Below are 16,127 nucleotides of genomic sequence, written 5' to 3' on the forward strand. Positions count from 1 at the left end.
AGAACCGATTATGTTTAAACGAGTCTTGATTGCCAACCGTGGCGCTATTGCAGTGCGCATCATCCGTACATTGCAGCAAATGGGCATCACCGCGATTGCGGTTTATGCCGAAGCCGACAAACATTCACAGCATGTCCGTCTGGCCGATTGTGCGTTTTCCCTTGGCGATGGGAACGTGCGTGAAACCTATTTGAATCAGGAAAAATTATTCGCGATTATCAAGGAGAGTGACGCCGAAGCGGTTCATCCGGGTTACGGTTTCTTGAGTGAAAATGCCAGTTTTGTCGAACGCTGCGACGCAGAAAATGTTGTATTCCTTGGCCCCACCGTTGAGCAGATGGCGGCATTCGGCCTTAAACATCGCGCTCGCGAACTGGCAGAGCTTAACCAGGTGCCCTTGCTTTCAGGTAGCGGTCTGCTGACCTCACTGGATGTTGCGTTAAGCGAGGCAGAACGCATCGGTTATCCGGTAATGCTAAAAAGCACGGCTGGTGGCGGTGGCATTGGGATGCAATGTTGCGATTGCGCCACCACATTGAAAGACGCCTTTACGCGCGTAAAACGCCTTGCAGGTAATAACTTCTCCGACGATGGCGTCTTTTTAGAGAAATTTATCGCTCGTGCCCGCCATATCGAAGTGCAGGTATTTGGTGATGGCGCGGGGAACGTTATCGCGCTGGGCGAACGAGATTGCTCGGCGCAACGCCGGAACCAGAAAGTTATCGAAGAAACCCCCGCACCGCGCCTGTCGGATGCCACTCGCAACGCCTTACACCGTACGGCTGTAGAGCTTTGCAAAGCGGTGAATTATCGCAGCGCCGGAACGGTTGAATATGTTTATGACGATGTTAGCGAGCAGTTTTGGTTCCTGGAAGTGAACACAAGATTGCAGGTAGAGCACGGCGTTACCGAAATGGTTTACGGCGTAGATATTGTGAGCTGGATGGTTGCGCTGGGTGCAAAAGCGCTGCCAGAACTGGAAACATTGCGCACCACGTCGCACGGTCATGCCATTCAGGTGCGCGTCTATGCCGAAGATCCGGCGAAAAACTTCCAGCCAGTCGCCGGGCTGTTGAGCGAAGTGATATTCCCGCAGGCGGTGGACGGCGCAACACTGCGTATTGACCACTGGCTGGCAACAGGCTGCGAAGTCTCGCCGTTTTACGACCCGATGCTGGCAAAAGTGATTGTTCATGCTGATTGTCGCGAACAGGCGTTGGTTTCCCTTGCACAAGCTTTGCAGCAAACGTCGCTATATGGCATCGAAACCAACCTCAAGTGGCTGCAATATTTGCTAACTTTGCCTGAGGTACAAGAAGGCCGAGTTATCACGGCAACGCTTGGCAGCGTGAACTGGCAACCGACTACGCTTGATGTGCTGACGGGTGGCACGATGACCACCATTCAGGATGTTCCAGGTCGCAGCGGCTACTGGCACGTTGGTGTGCCGCCTTCCGGCCCATTCGATAGCCGAGCCTTTACTGTGGGCAACCAGCTTTTAGGCAACGATGCGCAGGCCGCAGGGCTGGAAATTACCTTACGTGGCCCGACGCTACGCTTTAATCAACCGTGTGCTTTTGTGCTAACCGGTGCAGAAATTGCTGCGAAAATGGATGACGAAACAGTAGCCACGGGTGTGGTGATAAACGCGAATGCCGGTCAAACCCTGACGCTGGGCGATATTACCGGTGCGGGTTGCCGTAGTTATTTGCTGCTGGCGGGAGGACTAAACTGCCCGCAATATCTCGGCAGTCGCAGCACCTTTACGCTGGGTAAATTTGGTGGCCACGCGGGGCGATCATTGCGTGCCGGAGATGTGCTGCATCTTGCTGCGCCAGAACATCGACCTACGGCTGCATTAACGGGGCAGGGTTACTCGCAACTTTATCCGCAACTCAGCAATAACTGGCAAATCCACGTGGTCTACGGGCCGCACGGCGCACCGGAGTTCTTCACCGAACAAGATATTCAGGCCTTTTTTGCCGCCCGCTGGCAGGTGCATTATAACTCGAGCCGCACCGGTATTCGTTTGATTGGCCCAAAACCAATCTGGGCACGCAACGACGGCGGCGAAGCAGGTATGCATCCTTCCAATATTCACGACAACGCCTACGCTTTTGGCACCGTAGATTTTACCGGTGATATGCCGGTGATTCTGGGGCCGGATGGCCCATCACTTGGTGGTTTTGTTTGCCCGGCAACAGTGATTAGCGACGATTTGTGGAAGCTAGGACAGCTTAAAGCGGGTGATACGATTGAGTTTGTGGCGGTGAGTCTGGAGTGTGAGAGCGACCCACGCCAAATAATCTCCCCAATCATGCACCACGACCCGGCCAACAACGGCATGCCGTCTGTGACCATTCGCGCGGCGGGCGATCGCTTTTTGCTGGTGGAGTACGGTGAACAAATGCTGGATATTGCTCTGCGTTTCCGCGTCCATGCGCTAATGCAGCAACTGGAAGCCTATCCGCAGGCAGGGCGTCTTGAACTGACGCCCGGTATTCGTTCGCTACAAATTCATTTTGATAACCATCTTTGCCCTCGCCAGCAACTGCTGGAAACGATAGTCGCCGCAGATCAAGCACTTGGCGATTTACGGCACACAAAAGTCCCGTCGCGCACTGTCTGGCTCCCGCTGAGCTGGGACGATGCTGCTTGCCGTGAAGCGATCACGCGTTATACCCAATCAGTTCGTCCTGGTGCGCCGTGGTGCCCAAGTAATATCGAATTTATTCGCCGTATTAATGGCCTTGATTCGGTTGAACAGGTTAAGAAGATTGTTTTTGATGCCAGTTACTTAGTGATGGGGCTGGGGGATGTCTACCTTGGCGCGCCTGTTGCCACACCGCTTGATCCTCGTCATCGTTTAGTCACCACTAAATACAACCCCGCGCGCACCTGGACTGCGGAAAACTCTGTCGGCATTGGTGGCGCTTACATGTGCGTTTACGGCATGGAAGGGCCGGGTGGATACCAGTTTGTTGGGCGCACATTGCAAATGTGGAACCGCGACCGTCAGACAGACGTTTTCACCAAACCGTGGTTATTGCGTTTCTTCGACCAGATTCGCTTCTATGAAGTGAGCGCTGAAGAACTGCTGGAAATACGCGAGCGTTTCCCGTGGGGCGACTACCCGCTGCGAATTGAAGAGGGGGAATTTAGCCTTGATGATTATCAGCAAGTGCTTGAACAAGAATCGGAAACCATCGATACCTTCCAGCAGCAACGCCAGCATGCCTTTGATGAGGAACTGGCACGTTGGCGCGCCGAGGGGCAGTTCACATTCGACAGCACGCTTGACGAAACGCCGGGCAACGACGAATACATTCCCGATTCATGCTGTGGTGTGGAAAGCCAGGTCGCTGGAAGCGTATGGCAATGGCTGGTTGAACCAGGCGAGCAGGTAAAGGCCGGGCAGACCATTGGTATTCTGGAGTCTATGAAGATGGAGATTCCCATTACTTCACCTGTAGATGGCGTCATTCGCACCTTCCAGCGGCAGCAGGGGAATCAGGTTCATGCCGGACAATTGCTAATGGTGATTGAAACGGCAGCTTAGTGAGCCGTTAATTTTCTTCGGGCGGGTATGCGTTGCTTATCCGCCCTATTTTTTGTTTACGCTACCCATTGCGGATTGTTGCTCGATTGTTAACTCAATCACAGATCCTACGACGACCACTCCCCACTAAATTACTTTCAAACTATTAATATTAAACATTTTATTTAATTCAAATAGATAGCGGCTTCTGGATCCGTACGATAATCGCACACTAACACCTGCCGGATGATTGCCCAATAGCGTACAGAGTGGTTTGATTTAACGAACGATTAACGAATTAATGTTCGATAATCGAACAATTCAGGTTCACTCCGACAAACTTTGGCCCGCCCTACACTCTGGTCGCAGTTTGCTACTTTTGCAGGACTTGCCTTATGACAAAGACTACAACAACTGATATTCAGGCATTTATAAACAATAATCGATTTTCGAAATACCAGTGGATGATCCTCGTCCTTTGTTTCATCACCGTGGCGTTGGATGGATTCGATACCGCAATCATTGGTTTCATCGCCTCTGACCTGGTGCAGGAATGGGGCGTACAGAAATCTGACCTTGGCCCGGTGATGAGCGCGGCACTTGTCGGGCTGGCTGTGGGGGCATTAACTGCAGGGCCGATGGCTGACCGCATCGGGCGTAAAAAGGTGCTGGTGTTGTCGATTCTGGTGTTCGGTGGCTTTAGCTTGCTGACAGCTTTTGCCACAAGCCTGACTTCACTCGCCTTACTGCGATTCCTGACCGGCCTTGGCCTTGGTGCAGCCATGCCCAACGCTGCAACGCTGATGTCTGAATACGCACCAGAACGAAAACGTGCTTTGCTGGTGAACCTGATGTTTGTTGGCTTCCCGATTGGCTCTTCGATGGGCGGTTTTGTCTCCGCGTGGATGATCCCGCACTACGGCTGGCAGAGCGTTCTGGTTCTGGGTGGCGTGATGCCGCTTATTCTCTCGGTCGTGCTGATGATTTGGTTACCGGAATCGGCACGTTATCTGGTGGTGAAGCATAAGCCGCAGAAAGACATCGCAACTATTCTGCGCCGTATCGCGCCGCTGCCATCAGGTGAAAACCTGCGCTTCGTGCTTAACGAAGTGGGCGGTCATATGAAAGATAAAACCGCGCTTGGCGTGATTTTCTCGCCGCGTTATCTGGTGGGAACCTTAATGCTGTGTCTGACCTATTTCATGGGCCTGCTGATTTTCTATCTCCTGACCAGTTGGTTGCCGCTGTTGATTCGTGAAACGGGCGCAACGCTGAGCCAAGCCTCGATTATCACTGCGTTGTTCCCGCTGGGTGGCGGCATTGGCGTTCTGATAATTGGCGCGCTAATGGACAAGTTGAATCCGAACAAAGTCGTCGCGGTGGGATATTTGCTGACAGGCCTATTCGTTTGCTTGGTGGGGTTCTCAACCTCAAGCCTTGTACTGATGGGTGTGATGGTGTTTATCGCTGGGACTATCATGAACGGTGCACAATCTTCCATGCCTGCGTTGGCGGCAGGATTCTACCCAACTCAGGGGCGTGCAACGGGCGTGGCGTGGATGTTAGGTCTTGGGCGTTTTGGCGGAATTTTGGGGGCATTTAGTGGCGCATTCCTGATGCAAGCCGAACTGTCGTTCAAAACCATTTTCATGTTGCTGGCCATTCCAGCGGTGATTTCGGCGGCCGCGCTGATGGTGAAATCCTGGGCAAACCTTCGCACTCCGGGTGAAAAACGCGCAGATAATCACGAGCTGGATAAAGTTACGCAAAAAGCATGATGGTAAATCTGCTGTTCCAGTAAGTGTTCCGGCGGGTAAGTCCCGCCGTTTTGTATAAAACGCATAACCATTTACAAATTTATACCCATCTCCGCACTCCGCAGGCTTTTCAATTCCTTATGCCGCTTAGTTTTTTTGCTGAAACGCATAAGCCTTATCCCACCGGAAAATAGTTAGTCTCGAAACCATCGGCACGCTTTTTTTCGAACTACTCTTAATAGGCTTCTTACCGTTCACGAGGTCAATGTGTGATTTATGAGGAGTTTTCGATGGAATATAAAGACCCAATGTTTGAGCTACTCAGCAACCTTGAACAGATCGTTTTTAAAGATAAACAGCAAACGATGGCTCTTAACGATAAGCCCAATGCATTTTCTGAATTTGAACAGCTGAGAAAAAGTACCGGGCTTAAAATTGATGACTTTGCCCGTGCGATGGGCGTTAGCGTTAATATGGTACAGGAGTGGGAATCAAAACGACTCAGACCCTCCAATACCGAGCTGAAGTTGATGCGCTTAATGCAAGCGAATCCAACACTCAGTAAGCAGTTGATGGAATGATTTTGTACTTTGTACTCTTATTGCTTGAACCAGAACCCCGCTCAGATGCGGGGTTTGTCGTTTCTGAACGCTAAGTAAATAGTATGAAACGAAGCGGTAATGTCCGAAAACCTGACCTGTGTCACTCCCGAAACTGCAGATTTAATCCATAACTTAGAGAGGGTTATTAACACACAAAGCAAAAGGAGATTGTATGTCTAAGAAAATCCTGGTTCCTATCGATATTTCCGAAATGGAACTGACAGAACAAGTTATCCCCCATGTGGAAGGCTATGCAAAGCAGACCGACGCCACTATTCACTTCCTCGCGGTTATTCCTGACTATACCTATTTTGCCTCTTATGGCCTGGGTTATGCTTCGATTGCACCGGATGCCAGAGAAAGGGAAGCCGCTGCCATGGAAACACTGAGCGCAATTGTCGCTAAGTTTAATCTTCCTGGCGATCGGGTTGAAAAGCATGTGTTAAGCGGCACGCCGAAAGATCATATCTTGCAACTGGCAGAAGATATTGATGCGGATGTGATTATTCTTGCTTCCCACAGACCGAGCATGTCTACCTATCTGCTTGGTTCAAACGCTGCAGCCGTGGTTCGTCATGCAAAATGTTCGGTGTTGGTTGTACGTTGAGTAGTTAAAGGTTAGAAAAAACCCCGCTCAGATGAAGCGGGGTTATCATTTGCTAGAACGTTTCCCAGTTTGTATCAGAAGCCACGGGCTGCTGCTTCAACGATGCCGGTTTTACACGCGATTTCTGGGCTGGAGGCGCAATTTCCTGTTTTGTCTTGTGCTCGATTCGGAACACGGCAACAGCCAGACGTAACTGGCTGGCCTGGTCTTCAAGTGCCGCTGCTGCTGCCGCAGATTCTTCAACTAAAGAGGCGTTTTGCTGTGTGACGCTGTCCATTTCTGAAACCGCCTGCGCAACCTGTTCGATGCCTTTACTCTGCTCATCAGACGCCGATGAAATTTCGCTCATAATGTCTGTGACGCGTGTGACGGCAGAAACAATCTCTTTCATGGTATCGCCCGCCTCGCGAACCTGATTTGAACCAGTGTCAATACGGGAAACTGAGTTTTCAATCAGCACTTTAATTTCTTTCGCAGCCTGAGCGCTACGGCTAGCCAGCGTTCGCACTTCCCCGGCTACGACGGCAAAACCACGCCCTTGCTCACCCGCACGTGCAGCTTCCACCGCGGCGTTCAGCGCCAGAATATTAGTCTGGAACGCGATTCCGTCAATAACGCTTGTGATATCAACAATCTTCTCTGAGCTTTCGGCAATTTCGTTCATGGTGCTGACCACGCTATCTACTACACGGCCACCTTTTAACGCGGTATCCGAGGCGTTCTTCGCAAGATGCGTGGCCTGGCGTGCGTTGTCGGTATTCTGTTTCACTGTGGCGGTGAGTTGTTCCATGCTGGCGGCAGTCTCTTCCAGCGAGGCGGCTTGCTGTTCGGTACGCGAAGAAAGGTCGCTGCTCCCGGCAGAGATTTCACTTGCCCCGGTGTAGATAGAATCAGCGTTGTCGCGTACGGTGCTGACGGTGCGCACCAGGGATTGCTGCATCACGTTCAGGCCTGCGGCGAGTTTACTCATTTCACTGCGCCCTTCGGTATCAATGCGTCGGGTAAGGTCGCCTTCAGCAATAGCGCCAATGTGCTCCATCACATTCTGCAACGGGCGCAGCAACACACGCTGTAATCCGAGCCAGATAAGGACTATCACCGCAATGACAATCAGCAGAATCGCACCCAATGTCCATTGCATGCTGGTAAAGCTTCGCTGGTTTTCTTCACTGGCTGTCTGTAGCAACGCGGTGTTATGTGTCAGCCACTGGTCGTAAATCGCTTTCATGTCGTCTTGCGCCTGCTGAGCATCCAGGTTGCCATAGGCTTCATAGTTATCCGCACGCAGGAACGCGATGGATTGCTGTAACACGTCGTGCATCTTCTGGTAATGCACTGCGGCCTGATCATCGATGGCTTCATCCTGGCCATCAACGTGTGGCGACTCTTTATAGTTAGTGAAGTATTTTTCTGCCTCACCAAGCGATGTTGTCGCGTTCGCCAGCAGTTTGTTCATTGCTTCCAGGGCTGCGGGATCGCGCTGATTCTTCAGCATACGAATGGCTACACGGTTGATGGTGACGCGGGTTTGCACCAGCGTCTGGAAGCTGCCACCGAGCTGTTGCTGTTGATAGTTCAATTGCCCTGTGTGTTGGAAGTTTTGCCTGTCGTTACTGACAGAGGAGTAATACAGCGAGCCGGTAACCAGCAATAACACGCTGAAAATGCTCAGAGTGATGATGATCCCCGTTATAACTTTGATATTTTTCATGGTGTGCGGCGCGCCTGTAGGAATGAGTTTTCTTTTAGTTATTATCGGGTTTGTAAATTTTTACTTTAATCACCCAGGCACGGGTTAGCGGTTAGTACATTGATAACGCAGAGTAAATAGTTGGCGAAAAAAAACCCGCCGTAGCGGGTTTTAGATAACAGCAGCGAACTTATTGCAGCAGAGAAATATCTGCAACCTGCAAGAACAGCTCACGCAGTTTGGACAGCAGCGTCAGGCGGTTGATGCGCAGCTCTGTCTCTTCTGCGTTAACCATCACCTTATCGAAGAACGCATCTACCGGCTCGCGCAGGTTAGCTAATTCTTCAAGCGCTTCCTGGTAGCGGCCTTCAGCAAAGAATGGTTCCAGCTTATCGCGCAGCACAACCATGTGAGTTGCCAGACGGATTTCCTCAGGTTCTTTCAGAACGGAGGCATGAACGTGGTCGTTCAACGTTACGTCTGACTTCGCCAGAATGTTGGAAACACGCTTGTTAGCAGCCGCCAGTGCAGATGAGGATTCTAGCGTACGGAAGTGGGAAACCGCTTTCATACGAGCATCGAAATCTGCTGGTTTGGTTGGACGACGAGCCAGCACGGCCTGGATGGTATCCACACTGTGACCTTCTTCCTGATACCAGGCGCGGAAACGGCCCAGCATAAAGTCGATGACTTCGTCGACAACCTTCTGGTTGGTCAGCTTGCTGCCGTAAAGGCGCACGGCCTCTTCGGTCAGCGTTTGCAAGTCTAGCGGCAGGTTTTTCTCAACGATAATGCGCAGAACACCGAGCGCTGCACGACGCAGAGCAAACGGGTCTTTGTCGCCTTTCGGATGCTGACCGATACCAAAGATGCCCGCGAGGGTATCCATCTTATCGGCAATAGCCACGGCGCAAGCAACCAGGTTAGACGGCAGTTCATCGCCCGCAAAACGTGGCTGATATTGCTCGTTCAGCGCAACAGCTACGTCTTCGGCTTCGCCGTCGTGACGTGCATAGTGCATGCCCATCACGCCTTGAGTGTCCGTAAACTCGAACACCATGTTGGTCATCAGGTCGCATTTGGACAGCAAACCTGCACGCGTTGCGTGGTTTACATCTGCGCCAATCTGACCGGCAATCCAGCCTGAAAGAGCTTCGATGCGGTTGGTTTTGTCGCGTAGCGTACCGAGCTGTTGTTGGAACAGAACGGTTTCCAGACGCGGCAGATTATCTTCCAGGCGCTTTTTGCGGTCGGTATTGAAGAAGAACTCGGCATCCGCCAGACGTGGACGCACAACTTTTTCGTTACCAGAGATAATCTGAATTGGGTCTTTTGACTCAATGTTGGCGACAAAGATAAAGTTCGGCAGCAGTTTGCCGTCGTTGCCATAAACTGGGAAGTATTTCTGGTCACCTTTCATGGTGTGAACCAGCGCTTCCGCAGGAACGGCAAGGAATTTATCTTCGAATTTCGCAGTCAGAACCACCGGCCACTCCACCAGAGAAGTCACTTCTTCCAGTAGACTTTCGCTCAGATCGGCGTTACCACCAATTTTGCGAGCCGCTTCTTCAGCGCCTTCTTTGATTACCGCTTTACGCTGCTCGTAGTCAGCAACAACTTTGCCGCGTTCCAGCAGAATTTCAGGGTACTGATCGGCATTATCGATAGTGAATTCTGGCTCGCCCATAAAGCGGTGACCGCGAATAACACGGTCGGACTGAATCCCCAAAATGGTTGCCGGAATGACTTCGTCGCCCAGCAGCAGGGTTACAGTGTGAACCGGTCGCACAAAGTGCGTGTCGTTTGCACCCCAGCGCATCAATTTTGGAATTGGCAGCTTGGTCAACGCTGTCGCGATCATTGCAGGCAGCAGTGCGTGCGCACTTTCACCTTTAACGTGAGCGCGGTACATCAACCATTCGCCTTTGTCTGTTGCCAGACGTTCAGCTTGGTCAACCGTGATGCCACAGCCACGAGCCCAACCTTCAGCGGCTTTGCTTGGCTTGCCTTCTGCGTCAAATGCGGCAGAAATTGCTGGGCCACGTTTTTCAACTTCACGGTCTGGCTGCGAATCAGCCAGGTTAGAAATTTTCAGTGCCAGACGACGTGGAGCCGCAAACCATTTTACTTCGCCGTGAGCGAGGTTTGCCGCATCCAGTTCTGCAGTGACGTTCGCAGCAAAGGATTCCGCCAGGCTGCGCAGGGCTTTTGGTGGCAGCTCTTCAGTGCCAATCTCCACCAGAAAAGTTTTTTCAGACATGGCAGCCTCTTATTTGTTCTTATTGCACATCGGGAAGCCAAGCGCTTCACGAGAAGCGTAATAGGCTTCAGCCACAGCTTTCGTCAGAGTACGAATACGCAGAATGTAGCGCTGACGTTCGGTAACCGAGATGGCCTTACGAGCATCAAGCAGGTTAAAGCTGTGCGCGGCTTTCAGAATGCGTTCGTAAGCAGGTAGCGGCAGTGGGTTTTCCAGCGCCAGCAGATGCTGTGCTTCTTTCTCATACTGCTCGAAGCAGGAGAACAGGAAATCCACATCGGCGTGTTCGAAGTTGTAGGTTGATTGCTCAACTTCGTTCTGATGGAACACGTCGCCATAAGTGGTTTTACCCAGCGGACCGTCGTTCCATACCAGATCGTAAACGCTGTCTACGCCCTGGATGTACATCGCCAGACGCTCTAAGCCGTAAGTGATTTCACCGGTAACAGGCTTACATTCCATGCCGCCAACTTGCTGGAAGTAAGTGAACTGTGTCACTTCCATGCCGTTAAGCCACACTTCCCAACCCAGACCCCAGGCACCCAGCGTTGGGTTTTCCCAGTTGTCTTCTACGAAGCGAATGTCATGAATAGTTGGGTCCATACCCAGCTCTTTTAGCGACCCAAGATACAGCTCCTGAATGTTGTCAGGAGAAGGCTTGATCACCACCTGGAACTGATAGTAGTGCTGTAAGCGGTTTGGGTTTTCACCGTAACGGCCATCGGTAGGGCGGCGAGATGGCTGCACATAAGCAGTCGCCATCGGCTCTGGCCCTAAAGCCCGTAGGCAGGTCATTGGGTGAGAGGTGCCGGCGCCGACTTCCATGTCCAAAGGTTGAACAATGGTGCAGCCCTGGCGAGCCCAGTAGTCCTGTAAAGTCAGGATCAGGCCTTGAAAGGTCTTGGTATCAAACTTTTGCATGTTGATTTCGCACGCGTTCGAGAGGGTTAAAAAGGGAAGCGGTCAGTATACCTGTTGAGTGCAAGATAAACAGCCCGAATCCGCGTGCGTTTGCTTTGTGTTGCGGCTTTATGCCGTCGAAAGGTGTAAAAATTGGCCGTTTTCGTCGAAAGAGCAGGTGAATCCTTCCCGGCGAGTCGTGCTGCCTAGAATCTCGTAGCTTCCTTGATACTGTTTAAAATCAACAACGCTGATGCGCTGAGCGCGCGTATTGTAGCGATGAGCTGCTTCTTGCTTGCAGGTTTCTATCATCGCTTCGCCCTCAATCGCAGGATGCTGGGCGACTTGCGCGTACTGTGGTTGTTGCTCGTGCGAACTACAGGCACTTAATAAGAGGGCGGCACTCACCAGAACCCAGCGGCTATTTTTTATCTTTGGCATCATCATTAGTTGTCTGTACGTTAAAATCGTTATTGTTATACCCGTCATACTTCAAGTTGTGGGGGTGTTGGCTGCACTCACTTACCCTAGTCACTTACTAAAGTAAGCTCCTGGGGATAAGCTCCTTGGCCGCCTACCCACAACTCGAATTATTTAGGGTTAATTCAATCATTAACAGGTATTTCGCATTCTGCAAACCCAGTCTGTACCTGGCAAGAGGGCAAATGCAAACTCAGATTAATACCCGTTCAAAACCTCAGAGGAACGAATGCAGCAGAAAATTAACTGGATTGATAATTTGCGTGGAATTGCGTGCCTGATGGTAGTGATGATCCACACCACGACCTGGTACATCACCAACGCGAATATTGTCACTCCATTTAGTTGGGACTTGTCGAACGTGCTGAACTCGGCTTCTCGTGTGAGCGTCCCGCTCTTTTTCATGATTTCAGGTTATCTGTTTTTTGGCGAGCGCAGCGCGCAGCAGCGCCACTTTTTGCGTATCGTTACATGCTTGCTGTTTTATAGCGTGATTGCGCTCATCTATATCAAGTTACTGACCCCCATCAACGCCGGTCTTTCGCTGCGCTACATCCTACAAAAACCAGTGTTTTATCACCTGTGGTTTTTCTTCGCGATCATGGTTATTTACCTGCTTTCGCCACTGATTCAGGTTAAGAAGGTGAATGCGACGGTGATTTTGGGGTTGATGGTGTTGCTCGGCGTGGTTGCCAATCCCAATACTGTGCCGCAAACGTTAGACGGCGTGAAATGGCTACCGATCAATTTATATATTCGCGGCGATACGTTTTATTACGTGCTCTACGGCTTACTGGGTCGTGCAATTGGTATGCTGGAAACGGATAAGCGCTGGATTAGCGGGCTGGCTGTGGGTTTATTCGCACTGTGTATTTTTTCTATTTCGACTGGCACGCGTCATCAACTAGAAGTGAACGGTAATTTTGCCGATACCTTTTATGTTTATTGTGGGCCGCTGGTATTTATCGCCGCGATTAGCTTGTTGGTATTAGTAAAAAATTGCCTGAATGGTCGCCCATTGCCGGGGCTGACATTAATTTCACAGCATTCACTGGGCATTTACGGCTTTCACGCGCTGATTATCCACTTCTTGCGCACCCATGGTTACCAGATAACCCGCTCGCCCGTACTGGATATTTTGTGGATTTTCGGTGCCACGCTTGCAGGAAGTTTACTGCTTTCAATGGCTTTGCAGCGCATCGATACCCGGAAAATGGTGAGTTAAGCGTTACGAGCCCGAGCGCGGTGTAATTGGCGCGGGGAAGAAAACCCCGCAGCAACCGCCGCCTGCTCCATGCGTTGGCCTTGTAATAAACGCTGTTCGGCTACCGCCAGGCGTAATTGCTCCAGATAATCCCGCACTGAAATCCCTAAGTGTTGCTGAAAAAGCCGCGATAAATGGCGTGAACTGACGTGAACTTTGTCGGCAATATCTTGCACATTCCACGCTGATTCAGGCATGGCTGAGAGTAAATCTTGAGCGCGATGTACCGCGGGATGAATGTGGTTGCGATAGCGCAGCCACGGCGATAATTGCGGGTCATCACCGGAACGACGAAACCACACCACCATCTCGCGAGCGACATCCAACGCGGCTTTTGGCCCGCAGTAACGGTTGATAAGATGCAGCGACAAATCGATGCCAGATGTAATGCCTGCGCTCGTCCAGACGCCTCGGTCTTCAACAAAAATTCGATTGTCTTTTACCTGCGCGGTGGGCGCTGCGGCACGTAGTCTTTCCAGAACATCGTGATGCGTAGTGCATTGCATACCGTTCATTAGTCCGGCTTTTGCGGCCAGCAGCGAACCGGAGCAGACGCACATTAAATTGAGTTGTTGGCTGTGGATTTGCGGTTGCAGGCGTGTCAGCCAACGTCGTACTAACTCAGCCTGTGGAGTATCAAAAAAGCGGTTTGAATCGCAAACGCCAGGCAGCACCAACAGACTGCCGGCAGGGAAACTTTCTGGCAGCGGTTCGATGCCAGAAAAGTTAAGCCCGATTGAAGTGGTTACTTGTGGGTCCGGGCCGATAAAATGCAAATGGAATGCGTCTCCTGCTAGCACCAGTGTTTCCGCCGGGCCAGTCAGGTCGAGAGACAACACACCAGGTAATACAACGAACCAGACCCCAATACTCACTATTTTGACTCCAGGCATTCAGCAACGGTTTGAACTTCCGCAAAACGCCCTGCCAGCACCGTTTCAGTACGATGGCGTAGGGTTGCAGTATCCAGCGTAACGCCTTTCCAACTCATCGGGAAGGTGAGCATCGCCTCGCTTACAAATGAAACACGATAACCTAAATCGGACGCGACTCGCGTGGTAGTTTCGCAACATTGTTCAGTCCGAATCCCGCAGATAATCAGATGATTAATGTCGCGCTGGCGCAGCCACAAATCGAGTCCAGTATCAGTAAACGCATTATGAACGTGTTTATGAAACGTCATATCAGCTTGATGCTGTAAGAAAGGCATTGCTTTAACGTAGCCGGAAGCCATTGAAAATGGGCCTTGATCGTCAACATGGAAGATATCCACCACCGGAATTTGCAAGTCCTGGCAGCCGGAAATTAGCCGTGAAATGGCCTGTTGGAATGCTGGAAAATCGTCTTCTTGCCAGTAATCACGATGAAAAAACGATTGCTGCGTGTCGATATTAATCAATGCGGAACGGGACATTTTCGGACTCCTCATCAGTGGGTATGAATCCATTGTGACAAGGGTTTGCATTGTTGCTAATACCAAAAACGGACAAGGTGAGGGTGAATTGGGACTAACTTTCCCTCTCTCCGTGAAGAGAGAGGGAAAACCATCAAGACATCAACGGCAACAGTTGCTGATAAATCTGGTGAAACACTTTGCGGCGCGCTTTGTAACGTTCATGGTGTGCCATATCTGGCTTATGTTGTTGCTCAAGCGGTAACTGCGGAAGAAGTGACTGCAAAGGCTTCTCGGGAGACATGGCGATTTGCGCGAGCCGTGCTGCACCGAGAGCCGGGCCAACATCACCACCAGTGCGATAATCCAGCGTTTGCCCACTGATATCCGCCAGCATTTGTCGCCAGTAAGGGCTTCGGGCTCCGCCACCAATTAGCGTGACACTTTGCGGTGTGACGCCGCAGGAATGCACCACGTCCATGCCATCTGCCAGGGCATACCCCACACCTTCGAGCACTGCGCGGGCAAGTTCTGCGGGGCCATGCTGATGAGTCAGACCGAAGAAAACACCTTTTGCCTGCGGATTATTGTGTGGTGTGCGCTCACCAGAAAGATAGGGCAGGAACCAGACATCTCCGGCATCTTTATTGGCTTTTTCGGCGGCGGCTAGCAACGCAGGAACTGTACCCAACCCGGTAAGTGTCGCAGCCCAGCTCAGGCACGATGCGGCGCTCAGCATCACGGACATCAAATGCCAGCGGTTCGGCAATGCGTGGCAAAAGCTATGAACGGCGCTCTCTGGCTGACTACGGAAGCCATCACTGACGGCGAAATATACGCCAGATGTGCCAAGCGATAGCATCGCTTGCCCAACGTCCATCATACCCACGCCAACGGCACCTGCTGCGTTGTCACCACCGCCTGCAACCACGGGGACTGCGGGCATGTTCCATGCTTGTGCGACTACAGCTTTTAGCGTGCCAGTAATTTCACTGCCTTCGTATAAATCAGGCATTTGCTGGCGGCTTAACTGACAGGCATCGAGCATTTTGTCGCTCCAGTCTCGCTTCGCGACATCCAGCCACATGGTTCCTGCGGCATCGGACATATCGCTTGCAAAAACACCGGTCATACGCAAACGCAGGTAATCTTTTGGCAACAGAACCTTGTCTATTTGCGCGAAAACTTCGGGTTCGTGGCGTTTCACCCACAGTAGTTTTGGTGCAGTGAAACCTGGCATCATCAGGTTGCCAGTAATTTTGCGTGAATCGGCAACGCTTGCTTCGAGCAGCGCGCACTCTTCACCACAGCGGCCGTCGTTCCATAAAATAGCCGGGCGTAAAACCTGCTGCTGGTTATCAAGCAGTGTGGCGCCGTGCATCTGCCCAGCAATCCCTAGCCCTTTCACATCTTGCAGGGAATGCTGCTCACCGAGTGCTTTCATCGCCCGGTCAGTGGCTTGCCACCAGTGATCTGGATCTTGCTCTGACCACAAAGGGTGTGGACGTGACACTGCCAGCGTTTCAGTTTGTGAAGCCAGCACTTCGCCTTGCTCTCCAAGCAAAATAGCCTTCACACCCGATGTTCCGAGGTCGATTCCGATATACATACTGAGCGCTCCTTATAACAACGCCAC

General features: G+C 51.5%; 12 protein-coding genes. 5 read left to right on the top strand and 7 right to left on the bottom strand.

What is annotated here, in order from left to right; all coding sequences use genetic code 11:
* Window positions 1-10: 10 nt before the first annotated feature.
* The 4 genes from uca to uspF all read left to right on the top strand — a co-directional run bounded on the left by uca (window position 11) and on the right by uspF (window position 6,504).
* Window positions 11-3,559, top strand: coding sequence for an urea carboxylase (uca, locus tag FH968_RS07180; RefSeq protein ID WP_139878458.1), 3,549 nt, complete (start codon window positions 11-13; stop codon window positions 3,557-3,559).
* Window positions 3,560-3,933: 374 nt separating this feature from the next.
* Entirely contained in the window at window positions 3,934-5,316 is a 1,383-nt protein-coding gene (locus FH968_RS07185; protein WP_139878459.1) for an MFS transporter, read from the top strand.
* 269 nt (window positions 5,317-5,585) lie between these two features.
* Window positions 5,586-5,876, top strand: coding sequence for an HTH-type transcriptional regulator (locus FH968_RS07190; protein WP_139878460.1), 291 nt, complete (start codon window positions 5,586-5,588; stop codon window positions 5,874-5,876).
* 193 nt (window positions 5,877-6,069) lie between these two features.
* Window positions 6,070-6,504, top strand: coding sequence for a universal stress protein UspF (gene uspF / locus FH968_RS07195; RefSeq protein WP_139878461.1), 435 nt, complete (start codon window positions 6,070-6,072; stop codon window positions 6,502-6,504).
* Between the two features lie 52 nt (window positions 6,505-6,556).
* On the opposite strand, the gene FH968_RS07200 is transcribed toward uspF, so the two are convergent.
* The 4 genes from FH968_RS07200 to FH968_RS07215 all read right to left on the bottom strand — a co-directional run bounded on the left by FH968_RS07200 (window position 6,557) and on the right by FH968_RS07215 (window position 11,801).
* Window positions 6,557-8,215, bottom strand: a complete 1,659-nt coding sequence (locus tag FH968_RS07200; RefSeq protein ID WP_139878462.1) for a methyl-accepting chemotaxis protein — start codon at window positions 8,213-8,215, stop codon at window positions 6,557-6,559.
* A gap of 169 nt (window positions 8,216-8,384) precedes the next feature.
* Window positions 8,385-10,454, bottom strand: coding sequence for a glycine--tRNA ligase subunit beta (gene glyS, locus FH968_RS07205; protein ID WP_139878463.1), 2,070 nt, complete (start codon window positions 10,452-10,454; stop codon window positions 8,385-8,387).
* A gap of 9 nt (window positions 10,455-10,463) precedes the next feature.
* Window positions 10,464-11,375: a glycine--tRNA ligase subunit alpha gene (gene glyQ / locus FH968_RS07210; RefSeq protein ID WP_139878464.1), complete on the bottom strand. Its 912-nt coding sequence runs from the start codon at window positions 11,373-11,375 to the stop codon at window positions 10,464-10,466.
* A 108-nt stretch (window positions 11,376-11,483) separates the two neighbouring features.
* Entirely contained in the window at window positions 11,484-11,801 is a 318-nt protein-coding gene (locus FH968_RS07215; protein WP_370451482.1) for a YsaB family lipoprotein, read from the bottom strand.
* Window positions 11,802-12,063: 262 nt separating this feature from the next.
* On the opposite strand from FH968_RS07215, the gene FH968_RS07220 reads away from it, so the two are divergent.
* Window positions 12,064-13,059, top strand: a complete 996-nt coding sequence (locus FH968_RS07220; protein ID WP_139878465.1) for an acyltransferase — start codon at window positions 12,064-12,066, stop codon at window positions 13,057-13,059.
* Here the strand turns inward: FH968_RS07220 and FH968_RS07225 are convergent.
* From FH968_RS07225 to xylB, 3 genes are all read right to left on the bottom strand, one after another.
* A complete protein-coding gene (locus tag FH968_RS07225; protein ID WP_139878466.1) occupies window positions 13,056-13,973 on the bottom strand; it encodes a GlxA family transcriptional regulator in 918 nt (305 codons plus the stop codon). The two genes, FH968_RS07220 and FH968_RS07225, sit on opposite strands and share 4 nt — an antisense overlap.
* Window positions 13,973-14,512 (bottom strand): cysteine hydrolase family protein, encoded by a 540-nt coding sequence (locus FH968_RS07230; RefSeq protein ID WP_139878467.1) that lies wholly within the window; start codon window positions 14,510-14,512, stop codon window positions 13,973-13,975. Before FH968_RS07230 ends, FH968_RS07225 begins: the two co-directional genes overlap by 1 nt.
* A 133-nt stretch (window positions 14,513-14,645) precedes the next feature.
* On the bottom strand, window positions 14,646-16,100 hold the full coding sequence (gene xylB / locus FH968_RS07235; protein WP_139878468.1) for a xylulokinase: 1,455 nt from the start codon (window positions 16,098-16,100) through the stop codon (window positions 14,646-14,648).
* Between the last annotated feature and the right edge of the window lie 27 nt (window positions 16,101-16,127).

The sequence above is a fragment of the Buttiauxella sp. B2 genome, assembly GCF_006376615.1.
Lineage (GTDB): Bacteria > Pseudomonadota > Gammaproteobacteria > Enterobacterales > Enterobacteriaceae > Buttiauxella.

Excerpts from the sequence above, each read along its gene's own strand:
- FH968_RS07190 (WP_139878460.1), top strand. The coding sequence starts at position 5,586 with ATGGAATATAAAGACCCAATGTTTGAGCTACTCAGCAACCTTGAACAG.
- FH968_RS07220 (WP_139878465.1), top strand. The coding sequence starts at position 12,064 with ATGCAGCAGAAAATTAACTGGATTGATAATTTGCGTGGAATTGCGTGC.
- FH968_RS07200 (WP_139878462.1), bottom strand. The coding sequence starts at position 8,215 with ATGAAAAATATCAAAGTTATAACGGGGATCATCATCACTCTGAGCATT.
- glyS (WP_139878463.1), bottom strand. The coding sequence starts at position 10,454 with ATGTCTGAAAAAACTTTTCTGGTGGAGATTGGCACTGAAGAGCTGCCA.
- glyQ (WP_139878464.1), bottom strand. The coding sequence starts at position 11,375 with ATGCAAAAGTTTGATACCAAGACCTTTCAAGGCCTGATCCTGACTTTA.
- FH968_RS07230 (WP_139878467.1), bottom strand. The coding sequence starts at position 14,512 with ATGTCCCGTTCCGCATTGATTAATATCGACACGCAGCAATCGTTTTTT.
- FH968_RS07185 (WP_139878459.1), top strand. The coding sequence starts at position 3,934 with ATGACAAAGACTACAACAACTGATATTCAGGCATTTATAAACAATAAT.
- xylB (WP_139878468.1), bottom strand. The coding sequence starts at position 16,100 with ATGTATATCGGAATCGACCTCGGAACATCGGGTGTGAAGGCTATTTTG.
- uca (WP_139878458.1), top strand. The coding sequence starts at position 11 with ATGTTTAAACGAGTCTTGATTGCCAACCGTGGCGCTATTGCAGTGCGC.
- FH968_RS07215 (WP_370451482.1), bottom strand. The coding sequence starts at position 11,801 with ATGATGATGCCAAAGATAAAAAATAGCCGCTGGGTTCTGGTGAGTGCC.
- uspF (WP_139878461.1), top strand. The coding sequence starts at position 6,070 with ATGTCTAAGAAAATCCTGGTTCCTATCGATATTTCCGAAATGGAACTG.